This window comes from Streptococcus ovuberis, assembly GCF_012396585.1.
Taxonomy (GTDB): domain Bacteria; phylum Bacillota; class Bacilli; order Lactobacillales; family Streptococcaceae; genus Streptococcus; species Streptococcus ovuberis.
Genome location: NZ_JAAXPR010000003.1, coordinates 187,862 through 204,249, shown reverse-complemented (window position 1 = coordinate 204,249; position 16,388 = coordinate 187,862). Strand labels below are relative to the sequence as shown.

Annotated in this window: 17 protein-coding genes and 1 other RNA gene; 14 read left to right on the top strand and 4 right to left on the bottom strand. The window is 41.8% G+C overall.

The genetic code is table 11. The features are described 5' to 3' along the window. On the bottom strand, positions 1-163 hold a 163-nt coding region (locus HF992_RS03155; protein ID WP_168548601.1), incomplete at its 3' end, for a helix-turn-helix domain-containing protein. Positions 164-250: 87 nt separating this feature from the next. Beyond that, on the bottom strand, positions 251-1,999 hold the full coding sequence (locus HF992_RS03150; protein WP_168548600.1) for an HsdM family class I SAM-dependent methyltransferase: 1,749 nt from the start codon (positions 1,997-1,999) through the stop codon (positions 251-253). A 393-nt stretch (positions 2,000-2,392) separates the two neighbouring features. Between HF992_RS03150 and HF992_RS03145 the strand changes: the two genes are divergently transcribed. From HF992_RS03145 to HF992_RS03095, 11 genes are all read left to right on the top strand, one after another. After that, positions 2,393-3,307, top strand: coding sequence for an IS1595 family transposase (locus HF992_RS03145; protein WP_168548599.1), 915 nt, complete (start codon positions 2,393-2,395; stop codon positions 3,305-3,307). Next, entirely contained in the window at positions 3,300-3,734 is a 435-nt protein-coding gene (locus HF992_RS03140; protein ID WP_168548598.1) for a hypothetical protein, read from the top strand. The genes HF992_RS03145 and HF992_RS03140 overlap by 8 nt, the downstream gene beginning before the upstream one ends. A 12-nt stretch (positions 3,735-3,746) precedes the next feature. Continuing rightward, entirely contained in the window at positions 3,747-4,031 is a 285-nt protein-coding gene (locus HF992_RS03135) for a hypothetical protein (RefSeq protein WP_168548597.1), read from the top strand. Beyond that, positions 4,024-4,581 carry a DUF6036 family nucleotidyltransferase gene (locus tag HF992_RS03130; protein WP_168548596.1) on the top strand — a complete coding sequence of 186 codons (558 nt, stop codon included), beginning with the start codon at positions 4,024-4,026 and terminating at the stop codon, positions 4,579-4,581. Before HF992_RS03135 ends, HF992_RS03130 begins: the two co-directional genes overlap by 8 nt. A gap of 116 nt (positions 4,582-4,697) precedes the next feature. Next, positions 4,698-5,036: a hypothetical protein gene (locus HF992_RS03125; RefSeq protein ID WP_168548595.1), complete on the top strand. Its 339-nt coding sequence runs from the start codon at positions 4,698-4,700 to the stop codon at positions 5,034-5,036. A 245-nt stretch (positions 5,037-5,281) separates the two neighbouring features. Next, on the top strand, positions 5,282-6,016 hold the full coding sequence (locus HF992_RS03120) for an AAA family ATPase (RefSeq protein ID WP_484600347.1): 735 nt from the start codon (positions 5,282-5,284) through the stop codon (positions 6,014-6,016). After that, entirely contained in the window at positions 6,013-7,008 is a 996-nt protein-coding gene (locus HF992_RS03115; RefSeq protein ID WP_168548593.1) for a hypothetical protein, read from the top strand. The genes HF992_RS03120 and HF992_RS03115 overlap by 4 nt, the downstream gene beginning before the upstream one ends. A 234-nt stretch (positions 7,009-7,242) precedes the next feature. Further along, entirely contained in the window at positions 7,243-8,001 is a 759-nt protein-coding gene (locus HF992_RS03110) for an elongation factor Tu (protein WP_168548611.1), read from the top strand. 368 nt (positions 8,002-8,369) lie between these two features. Continuing rightward, entirely contained in the window at positions 8,370-9,284 is a 915-nt protein-coding gene (gene glyQ, locus HF992_RS03105) for a glycine--tRNA ligase subunit alpha (RefSeq protein WP_168548592.1), read from the top strand. A 190-nt stretch (positions 9,285-9,474) separates the two neighbouring features. Continuing rightward, positions 9,475-11,514 carry a glycine--tRNA ligase subunit beta gene (gene glyS, locus HF992_RS03100; RefSeq protein WP_168548591.1) on the top strand — a complete coding sequence of 680 codons (2,040 nt, stop codon included), beginning with the start codon at positions 9,475-9,477 and terminating at the stop codon, positions 11,512-11,514. A gap of 327 nt (positions 11,515-11,841) precedes the next feature. Then, positions 11,842-12,099 (top strand): DUF896 family protein, encoded by a 258-nt coding sequence (locus tag HF992_RS03095; RefSeq protein ID WP_168548590.1) that lies wholly within the window; start codon positions 11,842-11,844, stop codon positions 12,097-12,099. Positions 12,100-12,183: 84 nt separating this feature from the next. On the opposite strand, the gene pbp1a is transcribed toward HF992_RS03095, so the two are convergent. Beyond that, positions 12,184-14,319, bottom strand: a complete 2,136-nt coding sequence (gene pbp1a / locus HF992_RS03090) for a penicillin-binding protein PBP1A (protein WP_425505586.1) — start codon at positions 14,317-14,319, stop codon at positions 12,184-12,186. 46 nt (positions 14,320-14,365) lie between these two features. Further along, positions 14,366-14,962, bottom strand: coding sequence for a Holliday junction resolvase RecU (recU, locus tag HF992_RS03085; protein ID WP_168548588.1), 597 nt, complete (start codon positions 14,960-14,962; stop codon positions 14,366-14,368). 91 nt (positions 14,963-15,053) lie between these two features. On the opposite strand from recU, the gene HF992_RS03080 reads away from it, so the two are divergent. From HF992_RS03080 to rnpB, 3 genes are all read left to right on the top strand, one after another. After that, positions 15,054-15,584 (top strand): SLOG family protein, encoded by a 531-nt coding sequence (locus HF992_RS03080; RefSeq protein WP_168548587.1) that lies wholly within the window; start codon positions 15,054-15,056, stop codon positions 15,582-15,584. Between the two features lie 63 nt (positions 15,585-15,647). Beyond that, positions 15,648-15,974, top strand: a complete 327-nt coding sequence (gpsB, locus tag HF992_RS03075) for a cell division regulator GpsB (protein ID WP_168548610.1) — start codon at positions 15,648-15,650, stop codon at positions 15,972-15,974. A 23-nt stretch (positions 15,975-15,997) separates the two neighbouring features. Beyond that, positions 15,998-16,367: RNase P RNA component class B (rnpB, locus tag HF992_RS03070), an RNA gene on the top strand. The last annotated feature ends 21 nt before the right edge of the window (positions 16,368-16,388 follow it).

The following is a 16,388-nucleotide window of genomic DNA, read 5'->3' as shown; positions in this document are numbered from 1 at the left end:
GCCTAACGAGTCCTCGTTTGATTTCGTTGTTAATCGTTTGCGGGGCTTTTCCAAGTAAAGTGGCAATCTGACGATGACTGATTCCTTCAGATTTCCATCGTTCAATCAAACGACGTTCTGTTAGTGTTAAATGTTTGCCTTTTGTAGTATAATGGTTTTGCATCTCAGAGTTCCTTTTAATGTGTTTGTGGTGAACTACATTATATCTCTCTGGGATGTTTTTTCATACTCTCAACTGGCTAACTTCATTTTAGAACTTTCTTTTTTCTTTAGGATAACTAAATCCTTTCATCTTTTCAAAATCAGGATACACCTCTACGCACAAAGCATCTAATAACTCTTGGTCTGAATTTTCTCCTTTAATAAGTTCTACCCAAAAATCTTCTATTTGTTGCCACTTTCCGTAAATATCTTGCCTACCTTGATTTTTAACAGTCTCTAATCCATCCTCTTTAATCCAAAAAGTTTTAATGGGTTTTTCATAATGGGGTTTTCCAACCTCAAATAGAAAAATTGATGTATTTACTCCTTCCCTAAAAGTTTCTTCTGGTAATTTTATTATGTGAGTTAGAGTATTTTTTTTGAATATTTTTCTTACGAGAGATTTAGAATCTTTTTCTAATTTAAAATCTGGAAGTATGATTGCAGCTTGAGTTCCTATTGGCACATTTGACAGTACATTGTTAATTATTTTTAAACAACCATACTTACGTTCAAAAGGTGGGTTCATCAATACTTTAGTAATTGGATGTTTAGTTAGAATTTCCGAAACCTCAACGTTATCGTCTTCGTCAATGATTTTTTTCTCCTTGAAGCTAATAGACCTTATCCATTTGCTAGCTTCTTCAGTTCGAGTATCTAGTTGTTCAAAATTGCTTTTTCCGTCTTTGTGAATCAACATATTCGCACAAGCTAAAGCGTAGATTTCTCTATCAAACTCTATTCCATATAATTGCTCTCTCTTAATTGCACGAGCTTTTTTAGAATCTAAATCACCAGCTTCTTTCAACATATACCCCATAGCCTTTGTTAAAAAACCACCTGAACCACATGCCCCGTCAAACACCACAGAATCTTTATTGACATCAATCAAGCGATACATCAGTGAAGTGATATGTTCAGGAGTAAAGACTTGACCACTTTCAGATTTGGGTTTATATCGGTTAAATTCATTGAAAAATATCCCCATTACATCTTCGCCATTCCAATTATCTGAGTTTATAGAATTTGAAATTTCATCTATACATTCAATAAACCTGTCTATATCTTCTTGACTACCTTGAGAGTTCATTTTAATTTCGCTATATACTTCTGCAAGTAAATCTATTTTCTGATTTTGTTTTTTATCCGATTCTAAAGACTTTGAAATTGTATTCAAGATTGAATGTCGCATTAAATCAAAATCCATACCCTTTTGCAAAATTTTAATATTACTATAGCGTTTGGCAACTAAGGCACATGCTGTAAAAATCATTCTGTGGTATAAATTTTTGATGCCAAATTGAAAATGAAGAATTTCGTTTATTGACTTAGTTAAAGTGTAAATTTTATTTTTATCTATTTCATCCTGAGTAAAAACTTTCAGATAATACTCTTTGCTTTGTAATTCATTTGCTAATTTAATTTCAAAAATAGACTTTCCTTTATTTTTGAAAACCAACAAATCCTTTGAATTATATAACAGACCTATAACATCCTTATAGCCTTTTAAAGCTATTCTCATATTTTTCTTTAGTTCATCTTTTTCCTTTTTTCCTAGTTTTGTATCAGAATTTTTAGCTTCTAAAATAAGGGCAGGCTCAGATATTTTCTTGGGAAAATACCAGCCGTCAGGTTGGTCGGAAATTCCTTTCCATATATTTAATTTTCCAAGTTTATCATCTAATTTGTTAAATGTAGTGTGCTGTCCTACACCAGATATAGCATTTCTTGTATTTTTTAATCCTAATGTTTGCCTTGCTAAGTCTTTAACTTCGTCTTCGGTTAGAAATCTTGCCATTTTATAGCACCTCAATTCCTAGACGAATAGAAAAGACTTCTTCACAAGAAAGTGAAAAAGCCTGTTTTAGTGCTTGACAAAAAACACGTCCGATTACATAATCAGCGTGAGCTGTGAGCTGTGAGCTGTGAGCTGTGAGCTGTGAGCTGTGAGCTGTGAGCTGTGAGCTGTGAGCTGTGAGCTGTGAGCTGTGAGCTGTGAGCTGTGAGCTGTGAGCTGTGAGCTGTGAGCCTGTGATTGCGTTCATACAAATCAATTCCTTTGCTATTTTTATAAAACTATTATATCACAAAAGGTAATTTCTGAAAAGAATTATATCCATATTTACACTGTTTTGTTGACTTATATGTTTTAAATGATATAATGGTTTTAGAATATGAAAGGAGTAGAGAGATGCTAGGTGAATTTAAGTCATTGTACGATTTGATGAATGCTTTTCCAAACGATTATTACTGTGAGCGACATTTAGAAAAAATTCGTTGGAATGGCTATGTGGTCAGTCCTTTTGATGAAACGTCTAAGGTTTATAAATGCAAGAATGGTAAATATAGATGTAAAAACACTGGTAAATACTTTAATGTTCGGACTGGTACAATGTTTGATAATACTAAAGTCTCCCTTCAAAAATGGTTTATAGCTATCTGGCTAATGACATCTCATAAAAAGGGCGTCTCCTCTCTGCAACTATCAAAAGACATCAACGTTACACAAAAAACAGCTTGGTTTATGCTAGAGCGTATTCGTAGATGTTTCGGTTCAGAAAATAATAATGAGTTAGGTGGAACTGTAGAGGTGGATGAAACATATATTGGAGGAAAAAATAAGAATCGTCATAACTCCAAAAAAGTCAAAAATGCCCAAGGTCGCTCCCTAAAAGATAAAATCCCAGTTGCTGGTATGATTGCACGAGAAGGAAAATTGAATGCTCATAAAGTAACCGATACAGGCACAAAAACTTTAACAGAACAAATCGTAAAATTTGTGAAAGACACTGCCCAGCTTTACACTGATGAATGGTTAGGTTATAATAAAGTTGCGAAAATGTACGACCATGCTTTTGTAAATCATGGTGCTCGTGAATATGTAATTGATGATGTCTATACAAATACGATTGAGGGGTTCTGGGCAGGTCTCAAACGTGGTGTGCTTGGAATCTACCATTCTTGGTCTAAGAAACATCTACAAGATTATGTAGATGAGTTTGTCTTCCGTTATAATACCCGAAGCATGGCTGACAACGACCGTTTCAATCTTCTATTGGCATCTTCAGAAGTTCGTACTACATACAAGGAGTTAGTCCATGGATAAACTACATGCAGAAATGGAGCGAACAGTTTCTAAAACAATTGATAATAAGCTAGTAGATTATCAAATTTCTCTCTCTGATAATTTTTACACCAAATATCTTAGTTACTATGACTGCCCTTATACTAAGGAAGTAGTTAAATCACACCGAAAATTTTTCCAAGACCTATCCTATTATGCGATTTATCAAAAACTTGGAGAAGTCACAAAAATTAGCATACAAGCTCGACTTTCTGAGTTAGATACTTTAGTAGATATTTCAGACAATAAAGATGAATTTGATACTTTCTTTTACAAAAAGTTTCAGTTTAAACTACCTGAGATTCCATTTGAGGAAGAAAAGCTAGAACTTTCCAGTTTTGATTTAAAATTGCAACAGGCTCTAAATTATAATCCTAAAGAAGATGAGGGGCTGAGAAAAAGAAGATAAGGAAGGTGCAAGATGGATTGGTTTGACTACATGATAAAGGCATCAGAGCAATCACGGTTTAATGCTAGTCATTGGTTTCGCTATTTGCGAAAAGTTATTTTTGAAGACCATTCTTATTTGACTGATGAAGATGTTGAAAAATTATTAACCTCCAAAGAACTAACAGATTTTCAAAAGGTTAGTTTGAAATATGCTATTCAAGAACACACACCAACTCATGATTATGTGATTTCGTTAAATAAACCTGCCAAATTAGCCAATGTACAAAAAATGATGGAGAAATATAAGCATGGATAAAATGAAACCTGTTTTTGAAGCCTTGAATCAAGAGTTATCTCAAGCCAATCTTCGTTTAACCATCATTTGTGTAGGTGGTTATGTCCTAGAATACCATGGTTTGCGAGCTACACAAGATGTGGATGCTTTTTATGAAGAAAGTCAGAAAATCAGCGAAATTATCGCTCGTGTAGGGCAACGCTTTAATTTGAATACTGACGAAGAACTATGGCTCAATAACAATGTGGCGAATATGAACAAACAGCCACCATTGAATTTATGTGAGACCCTATATTCATTTGAAAATCTAACTGTTTTAGTTGCTCCAATTGAATACGTATTGGGTATGAAAATGGTTAGTACAAGAGAGCAGGATTTGAAAGATATTGGAGCGATTATTAAATATAAACACTTCCGTTCTCCATTTAATACCTTTGATGGTTTGAAGAAAATGGGATTTGATAGCATTGATTTCTCCGTTCTCCTAGAAGGCTTCAGTTATGCCTATGGCATGGACTGGTTAGAAGAATTCTTCAAAGAAAATCAGGATAAACTGAGAAGATATTATTGATAGTCAAGATAGAAGAAAAGACGATTTCCTAGTTTGGAAGTCGCCTTTTTTGATGTTTCCGAAACACTACATATTGTGGTTGGTGTAAACTGATATATAGTTCCCTAAAATTTTATTTGACAGACTATTTTGCTCATATTTATTATGAAAAAAAGTTTGATGGTTTTCCTAATGATAAATTGGATTATTTAGGACTTTTTGAAAATTTAGAAAAGATGATTATTTTTGATAAAGATAGAATAAAGGCATTTATTAAAGCGAAAGTGAAAGAATCAAAGGTATTGAGAATTGATATTAATGACTATATTTCCCATGAATTAGATCCTAGACTTGAAGGAAAGATTGATAGCTCTGTAATCAAAGCTGCTTATAAATATCGATTTTATTGCTATCAACCTGCACAGAGAGTCAATGTTTTAAAAATGATAGTGGGTAAAAAAGCCAATATATTATAAATGAAATTGATGAACTTTTTAATTATTCAGAAGAGAGGGGGAAAGCGATTTTTGATTTACAGAGAGATTCCATTGGTAAGAATTTACAAATTGAGTTTCAAAAGGATAAAGGATATATTATAAATGGATTTGATAAAATTGAGCGATTTCATAATTTGCAAAAGCATATCCTTACAGAGCGAGATTATTTCGTGATAGCTAATTATGGGTGGTCTATAGGAAATTTTTCCTTTCTACGTAATATAATGTTATCACTCTCCTTAAAATGGCCTGGTCTCAGCTCTGGTCAGTTAGCTCTGTTGAATTTATTTGGTCGCTTGCATAGTCTTGCTGAAGAGGTTAAGGATAAGGAGAGCATTCTCTTGCTCTTGGATGAGGTGGATCTAGAGCTCCACCCTGAGTGGCAACGTAAGTGGATTAGTGCAGCTCTGCCTATTATCGGCGAAATTTTCAAGGGCAAGCACGGGCAAATCATACTGACCACCCACTCGCCCATTATGCTGTCGGATATTTATGGGGAAAACGTGCTGATGCTACGGAAAGATCCGGAGACGGGTGAGCGGCAGGTGGGTTATGGTGACGAGGTCACTAGCACGAGCTTTGGGCAAAATATTCATCAGTTGTTTAAGGAGTCATTTTTCTTGGAACAGACCAAGGGCGATTACTCTCTTAAGATTATCAATGCGACCATTAAAGCTGTTTATGATTTGAATCAGGAGTTGGCTGATGCGGCTACCATCAAAGCTGATTTTGCATCTGAGCTAGGTGTAGGAGACCTGTCAGATGGCCAGTTTAGGGCTTATCTGGAAAAAGTGATTGGGGCTATTGGGGAGAAAGTGATCGCTCAAAAGTTACAAGACATGTACCAAACCATTCCCTTATGGTCGCAAGTGCCTTCTTTGGAGGGGAAACGGGCTGGTGACTTATCGACGGAGGAGTTACGGCAACTCTTACGGCAACGGGAGGAGGCTGGGCAATGATTGGTTTAAGAGACGATGCTTATAGTGTGGACTTGCAGGACATCTACTACCAGAAGGTCAGGGAGCTTTACCTCAAGAAGACCAGCCAGTATTCGCCAGGAAATATTAGTGACCTGATGGGACGGTTTAAGAGGCTGATTGGATCAGAGGTGTTTGGGGATTATTTTTCGGGACAAACGGCTGAAGATCAGTTTAAGGAGTTGATTCTGATGCCACCAGGGGTGATGGGCCAGTTGGTAGAACGGATTCATGAACAAGTCCAGGCAAAAGCCGGTCTAAAAAAGGTGTTTGAGCATAGGAGTATGCAACGCTTAAAGGCGGTTTACACGGCTGGTCAGCTCATGCAAAAGGTGTCTCAAGGACAAAAGCTCAATAGTTTATTGACAAGTGCTCTTGGGCTGACGGTTTGTCCGTATTGCAACCGTCAGTTTATCAATAATCGTGGCAATAAGTTGGGATCGGAGATGGATCATTTTTACAACAAGGACAAGTACCCTATTTTTGCGGTCTCTTTATATAATTTAGTGCTGTCTTGTGGGGTCTGTAATCGCAACAAGGGAAATAAGGAGTTTAGGATTAACCCGTTTATTCAAGAAGAGGGTCAGGAGCATGACGTTCAGTTCAATTACCAGCTGAGATCCTTGACGGATATGGAGATTGTGTTAAAGTCGAGTCCCCAACGTCAGGCGGAGATTGATCGCCTTGGCTTGGTAGAAGCCTATCAGCTCCATCTGATTGATGTGGCCAATATGCTGGATAGGGAAGAACGGTATTCTGAGGCTTATCGGGATGAATTGCGAGAGCTGTTCAGCCATGGTCTTGCCAGCGGCACGGGAATTTCTTCTAACCCTTTTAATCAAATGTTGACCGACGACGAGATTGACCGCATGATTTATGGGGATGCCATTTTTGAGGAAGATATCAAAAATATCCCTTTGGGCAAATTCCGCAAAGACATTTATCAGGAACTAAAAAAATTGCGTAAATATTAGACAAGGCTAGTGTTTTTTGATAGAATATATGCTAAGAAAGAATGTTGTTTTATCAGCACCTCCAGCGAGTTCGGGATAGTGGAAGCCGAATGGTTAACAAAACAATTGGCGCTTTCTATTCACAATTTGATAACCAATCAAGTCATAAATTAGGGTGGAACCGCGTCTTGCACGCCCCTATGCGTTAAGCTAGGAGTGTATGGGATGGGGTTCTTTGCTTTAGAAAGGAAAGCGATGGATTATCTCTATCTTGTTGATAGCAAGGAACAGTTGACGGCTTATCAAGCCTTTGTGGCTAAGTACGATAAGACCATAGTCGACTACCTTCAGTTTCTATCCGAGACCTATGCGGTCAGAGATCTGCCACAAGCAGTTCTTTGGGCGACTGCTCATGCGGCTAGCCATATTATCCGAGATTGCCCTATCCCAGCCTATACCAATGATGTTCGCCTTGTACTGACGCCAGAACGGCAGGTTTGGCGGGATTTATATCTGAAACAGCTGGACTGCTATGAGCCGTCGGAACTTCTCGACCAATTGCGTCAGCATTATGCGCAAGTATCAGATAATTATGTTTTACAGGTTTTGGGACATGAATTTGCCCATTGGTCAGACCGTTTTGCTGAAGATAAGGACTTTTATCGCTACATTTGGTTTGAAGAGGGCATGGTCGAGTATATCAGTCGCCGCTATTTTCTCACACCAGAAGAATTTGCAGCTGAGAAATGGGCAAATCAGCAGTTAGTCAATCTCTTTGAGCAACATTATGGTTGGCACTCGCTGAATGACTTTGGTCAGGCAACTTATGAAGGGGATTATGCGAGCATTTTTTATGAGTATTGGCGTAGTTTTCTTCTGGTTGACCAGCTGATTGAGCAGTCAGGGTCTGTCGAAGCGACTTTTGCCTATTGTCATGAGTGGTTAAATACTGAGCCAGTCCAGACCTTTTTGGATTGGTTGATAAAAAAAGGTGTTTTACCACAAGAGCCTTAACGGTTGCTTACTTAAAGCGAGAAACCTTGCGTACAAGACGAATTGTTCACAGGGGTAAGGACAGTTCCTCTGTCCTACGGAACGTCTCGTGAGACCTTTCCTAGCCCCTCTACTAGCTCTAATTACTAAACATTATCGGTTGAGTGATGAGAGCGTCGCAAGTCCTAAACATTATTTTTTAAGGAGAATATTATGTCTAAAAAATTGACTTTCCACCTCGTCAAAGCGAACTTAGCACCTGAAGGCGCTAGTCGCTAACGGTCACCGCTATGGCGGCTGACCTAGACGATGCACTAGTTTCTCCCAACATACGTTATCGGCATGTTGGGAGAAACGTTGCCTATTATTATAGAAATGAGGATTAAACATTGCCTACAAAACTAACTTTTCAAGAAATTATTTTGACCTTACAACAATTTTGGAATGAACAGGGGTGCATGCTCATGCAGGCCTACGATACGGAAAAAGGGGCGGGGACCATGTCACCGTATACCTTCTTGCGTGCCATCGGTCCTGAGCCGTGGAATGCGGCTTATGTAGAGCCGTCTCGCCGTCCAGCAGATGGTCGTTATGGGGAAAACCCCAACCGTCTTTATCAGCACCACCAGTTTCAGGTGGTCATGAAACCATCGCCGAGCAATATCCAAGAGCTTTATTTGCAATCCTTGGAAAAATTAGGCATCAATCCTTTGGAGCATGACATTCGCTTTGTGGAGGACAACTGGGAAAATCCATCAACAGGTTCTGCGGGTCTGGGCTGGGAAGTCTGGCTTGATGGCATGGAAATCACTCAATTCACCTACTTCCAGCAGGTGGGGGGACTGGAGACAGGTCCTGTCACTGCTGAAGTTACTTACGGCTTGGAGCGCTTGGCGTCCTATATCCAAGAAGTCGAGTCGGTCTATGACATCGAGTGGGCACGTGGGGTCAAGTACGGCGAAATCTTCACTCAGCCAGAGTATGAGCACTCCAAATACAGTTTTGAAGTCAGCGACCAAGACTTGTTGCTCAGCAATTTTGACAAATTTGAAGCCGAAGCGAAACGCTGCTTAGATGAGCATCTGGTGCACCCGGCCTTTGACTATGTGCTCAAGTGCTCGCATACTTTCAACCTCCTAGACGCGCGTGGGGCCGTGTCAGTAACTGAGCGGGCAGGTTACATCGCTCGTATCCGAAACTTGGCACGTGTGGTCGCTAAAACCTTTGTCGCAGAACGCAAACGCTTGGGCTATCCGCTTTTAGATGAGGCAACTCGTGCCAAACTCTTGGCGGACGAGGAATAGAGCGAGCACCAGCGAGCATGACAAGATACTGACGTTGTGGTGGAAAAGGAATCAGCGATGTTTCGCTGATTCCTGACGGAAGTTTTGAGACCTGAGGCTCAAAACTTAGGGATGGAACGCTGAGAAGCGGTCGCTCCCGTCCGCACCACCTTAGTCAGTATCAATAAAAAAGACATTTTTGAGGTAAAACATGACAAAAACTGTATTGATTGAACTGGGCTTGGAGGAAATCCCTGCCTACATCGTAACGCCTGCTATGAATCAGCTACGTGATAAGGTGGCTCATTTCTTGACGGAGAACCGGTTGGCTTTTGAGACCATCGAAGCCTTTTCAACGCCTCGTCGTTTGGCGGTTCGGATCCGTGGCTTGGCAGACCAGCAGACCGACTTGACCGAGGATTTCAAGGGTCCTGCTAAAAAAATCGCCTTGGACGCAGACGGCAATTTTACCAAGGCTGCGGAAGGCTTTGTCCGCGGTAAGGGCTTGACCACAGCTGACATTCGCTTTGAAGAGATGAAGGGTGAAGAGTATGTTTATGTGACCAAAAATGAAGCGGGTCAGCCTGCGGAAACGGTCTTGGCAGGTATTCCAGAGGTACTCAAAAGCCTGACCTTCCCTGTCAGCATGGCTTGGGGCTCAAACACTTTCAAATACATCCGGCCTGTTCACACCTTGACGGTCTTGGTCGATGATGTGGCCTTGGACATGGATTTTCTTGACATCCCATCTGGTCGTATCAGTCGTGGACACCGCTTTTTGGGGAAAGAAACCGAGATTGCGACTGCTGACAGCTACGAAGCTGACCTGCGAGAGCAGTGTGTCATCGCAGACCCAGCAGAACGTCAAGACATGATTGTCAGTCAAATCAAAGCCATCGAGGCAGCACAAGGGGTGGTCGTGGATATTGATGAGGAGCTCTTGAGCGAGGTGCTCAACCTAGTCGAGTACCCAACTGCCTTTATGGGCAGCTTTGACGCCAAGTATCTGGACGTGCCAGAAGAAGTTCTGGTGACCTCCATGAAGAACCACCAGCGCTATTTTGTCGTGCGAGATAAGAGCGGCAAGCTCCTGCCGAATTTCATCTCTGTCCGCAACGGCAACGACCAGCACCTTGAAAATGTCATCAAGGGCAACGAAAAAGTCCTCGTGGCACGCTTGGAAGACGGTGAATTTTTCTGGAAAGAGGACCAGAAATTGGCGATTGCGGACTTGGTGGCGAAGCTCGCTAACGTCACCTTCCATGAAAAAATCGGTAGTCTTTCCGAGCACATGGCACGGACTAAGACTATTGCACATTATTTGGCGGCAATGGCAGAGCTGTCTGACGAAGAGCGGTCAGACCTTGACCGTGCTGCCAGCATCTACAAGTTCGACCTCTTGACCGGCATGGTTGGTGAATTTGATGAGCTCCAAGGCATCATGGGGGAGAAATACGCCCTCTTGGCTGGCGAGACAGCTGGTGTGGCAGCAGCTATCCGTGAGCATTACCTGCCAAATTCTGCCGAAGGGGAGCTTCCTGAGACAAAAGTCGGTGCAGTCTTGGCGCTTTCTGACAAGCTGGACACGTTACTGTCATTCTTCTCAGTGGGCTTGATCCCGTCTGGGTCAAACGACCCGTATGCCCTGCGTCGGGCGACCGCTGGTATCGTGCGGATTTTGGACAAGTTTGGCTGGAACATTCCTTTGGACAAGTTGGTAGCGGAACTCTATGCCCTCAACTTTGATAGCCTGACCTATGCCAACCAAGCGGATGTCATGAGCTTTATCGCTGCCCGTATCGAGAAGATGATGGACAGTAGCATTCCTAAAGACATCCGTGAAGCTGTTCTCTCTAGCTCGACCTTTGTGGTCAAGGATCTTCTGGCTGCCAGCTCGGCTATTTTCCAAGCCGCTAAGACGGACGGCTACAAATCAGCTGTGGAAAGTCTGGCTCGGGTCTTTAACTTGGCGGAGAAAGCAGAAGCAGGTGTGACCCTGTCAGCCGATCTCTTTGAAAACGAGGCGGAAAAAGCCTTGGCAGCGGCTGTTGAGGACTTGAGTTTGAGTGAGGACATGGCTGCCAACCTAGCCAAGCTCTTTGCGCTTAGCCCAGTTATCAACGCTTTCTTTGACAATACTATGGTCATGGCGGACGACATGGCGGTTCGCAACAATCGCTTGGCCTTGCTCAAGACCTTGGCGGATAAGGCAGGTCAAGTGGCGGTGTTTAATAAGCTCAATACCAAGTAAGAATATAACGTATGATTGAGATTTTTTGCACTGACCTCACCATCACAGCGTTTCTGCTGTTTTAGGCTTTCTTTGTCTTGATTCTTGTCATTATCGCAGCAGATGGACGGGCAGAGAATGAGCAGAAATACAAGGTCAGCCGCTTTAATCAGAAGAAGTAAGAGAACGTTAGAAAGGATTAGAACACGAGCTACAGACGGTGATAAAATGATTGTTGAGAAAATTAGCCCTCAACGTTCCCTGATCCCATTGATGTTAAGGCTCGGGCTAAAACAGTCTCCCAGATTGTTTTATTCCCTTTGTCTGTGACGCTCTTTGTATCGTGATATGGAACAAGCAAAAATTGATCGAATCAATGAATTGGCTCGAAAGAAAAAAGCCGAAGGTTTGACGGAAAGCGAGCTGGCTGAGCAGGCAGCCCTGCGTGAGGAGTACATCGAAGGCTACCGACGCAGTGTGCGTGCCCATGTGGAGGGGATTAAGATTGTCGATGAAGCTGGCAATGATGTCACCCCAGAGCGCTTGCGTCAAGTGCAGCGTGAGAAGGGCTTGCATGGTAGAAGTCTTGACGATCCAAATTCATAAGACCTGACTGTCTATAAAAACAATACCAAACAAAAGAGGCCCCTTGCGTTTCAATTCAAGGGGCCTTTAGCATTGACTAAAAAATTAGTCTTGCGTGCTCTTACTAGAAGATTGGGAGGTTGTTGGTTCGGTTTGGTTCTCATCACTTGTTTCTGAACTTGATGAGGATTCCGTCTCTTCCTCGCTAACGTATGTTTGGACGGTTGGAGTGTAGTTATAGTTGGTTCTAGCACCGTCTTTATAAACATAATTACCTGAACGATAGAGACCATCAGGCATGGTCCAATCGGTCAGTCCGCTACCAGTCGTTTCGTAGAGGTAGAGCATCATGTTGCGGTAAACGTCTGTAGCAACATAGAGACCAGAATCTAGAATCGGTGTCATACGGTTCTTGTAGCCTGTCCATACAGCCATGGCATATTGATTGGTAAATCCGACATAGTTTTCATCTGGCGTAACAATGCTAGAGCTGTAGATAGGGTAATTTTGAGCCAATTCTTCAATTTCATCGTCAGTGTAGTTCGAGGTTCCTGTCTTACCGGCTTGGAAGAGCCCTCGAATAGCGGCATTAGATCCTGCACCATAGTTAAGGACAGTCTTCATCATGTCAGTCATCATGTAGGCAGTGGTTTCCTTCATGGCTCGGTTACCTTCAGGTTCGAAGGTGATTTCAGAGTCATCGCTGAAGACAATCTTATTGACGTATTGGGGTTTATAGTAGGTTCCCCCATTAGCAATAGCAGCATAGGCAGCAGCCATTTTTTCAGAACTAGCGCCGTATTCTGGACTGGAGACATTCGTGGCAGAAGAGATGGCATTTGAGTAGAACATCTCTGGGTAATCAATATCCAATCCACTTAGGAATTCTTTGGCTTTATTGAGCCCTACAGCTTCAAGGGATTTGACCGCTGGAACGTTTCGAGAATACATAATCGCAGCCTGCATGGTAATATAGCCAAAGTAACTTCGGTCCCAGTTGTTAACAGGAGTAGTTGTACCTGGGAAGTAGTATGGGTTGTCATTGATGACATCGGAAGTGGCATCATAGATGTCATATTCAATCGCTGGGGCATAATCGGTGATTGGCTTCATGGTTGACCCCCAGTCGCGGTTGGTTTCAACCGCTTGGTTGGTCCCCAATGAGCTAGCTTCGGCTTGGTGACGGAAACCTAGCTGAGCAATGACCTTACCATTTGTGACATCAACAACAGTAGAAGCAACCTGCATGTCATTGTCAGGGAAGTTGACGTAAGTATCTGAATGATAGATTTCCCAAAGGTGTTTTTGGGCCTCTGTATTAACATTGGTGTAGACTTTTAAACCTGCATCCATTAGGTCATAGTCTGTTTTTTCCTTGACTTCCTCAATCACTTCCTTGATGTAGTTGTCCATGTATTGAGGATAGCTTGCAGATGTGACGAGTGGCTTTAAGCCATCCTCGACGGGAGTCGCAACAGCGATGTCGTGAGTCGCTTGATCAATATAGTCATGTTTTAACATCTGGCTGAGGACCAAGTCACGACGGTATTTAGCTGCCTCAGGGGCAGCATAGGGGTCATACTGGTTGGGAGCCTGAGGCATGCCGGCCAAAAGCGCTAATTGTGGAATGCTGAGTTCGTTGAGGTTCTTACCATAGTATGCGTTAGCAGCTGTTTGCATACCATAGTTGCCGTTGGCCATATAGACCTTGTTCACATAGTAGGTAAGGATTTCTTCTTTTGTATTTCGGCGCTCCAGTTGCATGGCGAGCCAAGCCTCTTGGGCCTTACGCTTAATAGTCTGATCGGCTTTAGTGGTAGAAAAGTAAGTCAGTTTAATAAACTGTTGTGTTAAGGTTGAGCCACCATGGGTACTGGTAGAGGTTAAGTTATTCCAGACAGCGCCTAAAATCCGGATAATATCCACACCCCGGTGATTGTAGAACCGATGGTCTTCAATGGCTACAATGGCGTTAGCTAAATCAACGGGAATATCCCCTGTTTCCACATTCGTCCGTTTCTCTGAGCCTAGATCTGCAATTAGGTTATTGTTAGCGTCATAGATCAGGCTTGAAGAAGTAGCTGTCAGAGATTCTTCTGTTAACTCGGGTGCAGAGCTGACGTAAAAGATAAAGAGCAGTAGACCTAGTAGGAAGCCTATAACAAACAACCCAATCAAGCCGTTGAGGGCGAAAAGGAGTGCTCTTTTTAAGGGATTATTAGTATCTGCTAATTGTCCCATGCGCCGTTGGAGACGCGTAAAATAGATGTTGGGTTTTTTCATGGGTTTAGTCACCACCTAGTAGATTTTTTTCGATAACAGAGAGGTAATCAATGGCAGGAAGCCCACTTTCCTTAATTTGGAAACCATGTGTCTTGATATAGGAAAGTGGCATCGATTTTCCTCCTTTATCAATCCGATAGAAATCAATTAAGGGCCTGGCAGGCAATAAGTAAGTTTCTTTCAAGTTAGAAAAATGGAGCAGGACAAAGCATATTCCTGATTGGTTGAGGACCTGTTCCATATGTTCTATCTGATGTTCATGGAAATTTTTCAGAGGCATAGAGCGCGTATGTCTAGTTTCTTTGGCTTCAAAGTCAATATAGTGCCCTTTGAAAACACCAGAATAATCGGTAGTGGATGCCTGTCTGAAATAAGCTTCGACAATTTTAGCCCGACTCCGCTTAGGATAATCGACTTTAACAATCTGGATAGGTGTCGGTTTTTTGTGAATGACAGCTCGTTGCCTCGAAAGGTAGTAACTATTGCTCTCGTTAATCAAGGTTTCAAAGCTCATTCCTCGATTAGCAAAGTTGACTTTTTCCTTTGGTTGAGCTGATAGTATGTTATTCCTCGGCCGGACAGTGTGTGGATAGTTGACCATAATTCTCCTTCCTGATAAAATAACATCATCCTATTATACCACAAATTATAACATAAACTTACTTAAAAAGGTTAAAAAGGGACTGAAAAGGATGAGGTTACTAGTGACAGGCTACCAGACTTGGGATTTGGGCATCTTCAATGACAAGGATCCTAGGCTTAAGGTCATCCGAGAAGCGATTAAAAAAGACTTGCAAAGATTTTTAGAGAATGGCTTGGAGTGGCTGATTTTTACAGGACAATTAGGCTTTGAATATTGGGTAATGGAGGTAGCTCTCAGCCTGAAATCAAGCTATAACTTACAGCTGGCTTGCATTTTTCCCTTTGACACTCATGGTCAGAATTGGAATGAGCAAAATAAGGAAAAATTAGAACATTTTAAGCGTCTGGATTTTGTCAAAGCTGCTTTTTCGCGATACGAAAATCCAGGACAATTTAGGGACTACCACCAATTTTTGATAGACCATACAGATGGGGCATACGTTTTTTACGATAGTGAGCAAGAAACAAAGCTCAAGTATCTTTTTGAAAAATTACAAACTCAGAAGAATTACGAACTGAATTTACTGACTTTTGAACGCCTCAACGAAGTGGCAGAAAACTTTTCTGATTTTGATAGATAATGCTTGATTTTATAGGGCGATATCAGCTATAATAAAGAGTAGCAGTAAAAAATGGAGAGAGACATGGCAGGGATCAAGTACACAACCAAGGATATTTTTGAGCAAGAGTTTAAGATAACGATGAGGGGCTATAGCAAGGAAGAGGTTGATGAGTTTCTTGACGATATCATGAAGGACTATGACACTTATGAGGCCAAGATTAAGGAGCTCAAGGCTGAAATTTCAAGACTGAAGGCTGAACCAAAGAGTGATCCAGTGTCAGCTATTGCAAGTCCTATTGCAGAGCGTCCGGAGTTTGCGCGTGCGACCACCGCTACAAACTTTGATATTTTGAAACGGATTAATCGTCTCGAAAAAGAAGTCTTTGGCAAGCAAATCATGGAAGAGTAGGTTCAGTAAGACTAAAAAATGCAATTTTTGGATAATCGCACGAAGCGAGTGACTTCGTGAGGAAAGTCCATGCTAGCACTGGCTGTGATGCCAGTAGTGTTTGTGCTAGACGAATGCATAAGTCTAGGCACGTACAATGTGCGTGACGGCAGTCGAAAAGGCTAAGTCTTTGGATAGGCTTGATTAGACTTGAAAGTGCCACAGTGACGAAGTTTTTGTGGAAACGCAAAAAGTGGAACGCGGTAAACCCCTCAAGCTAGCAACCCAAACTTTGGTAGGGGCATGGGATGGCCAGAACCGAATGGACTATCCTGACTGCATCAGCAGTAGACAGATGATTATACAGAGAAGCAAGAACCTAGTTGCTTCTTGGACAAAACATGGCTTATAGAAGATTGCATATAGGTCGAGGCT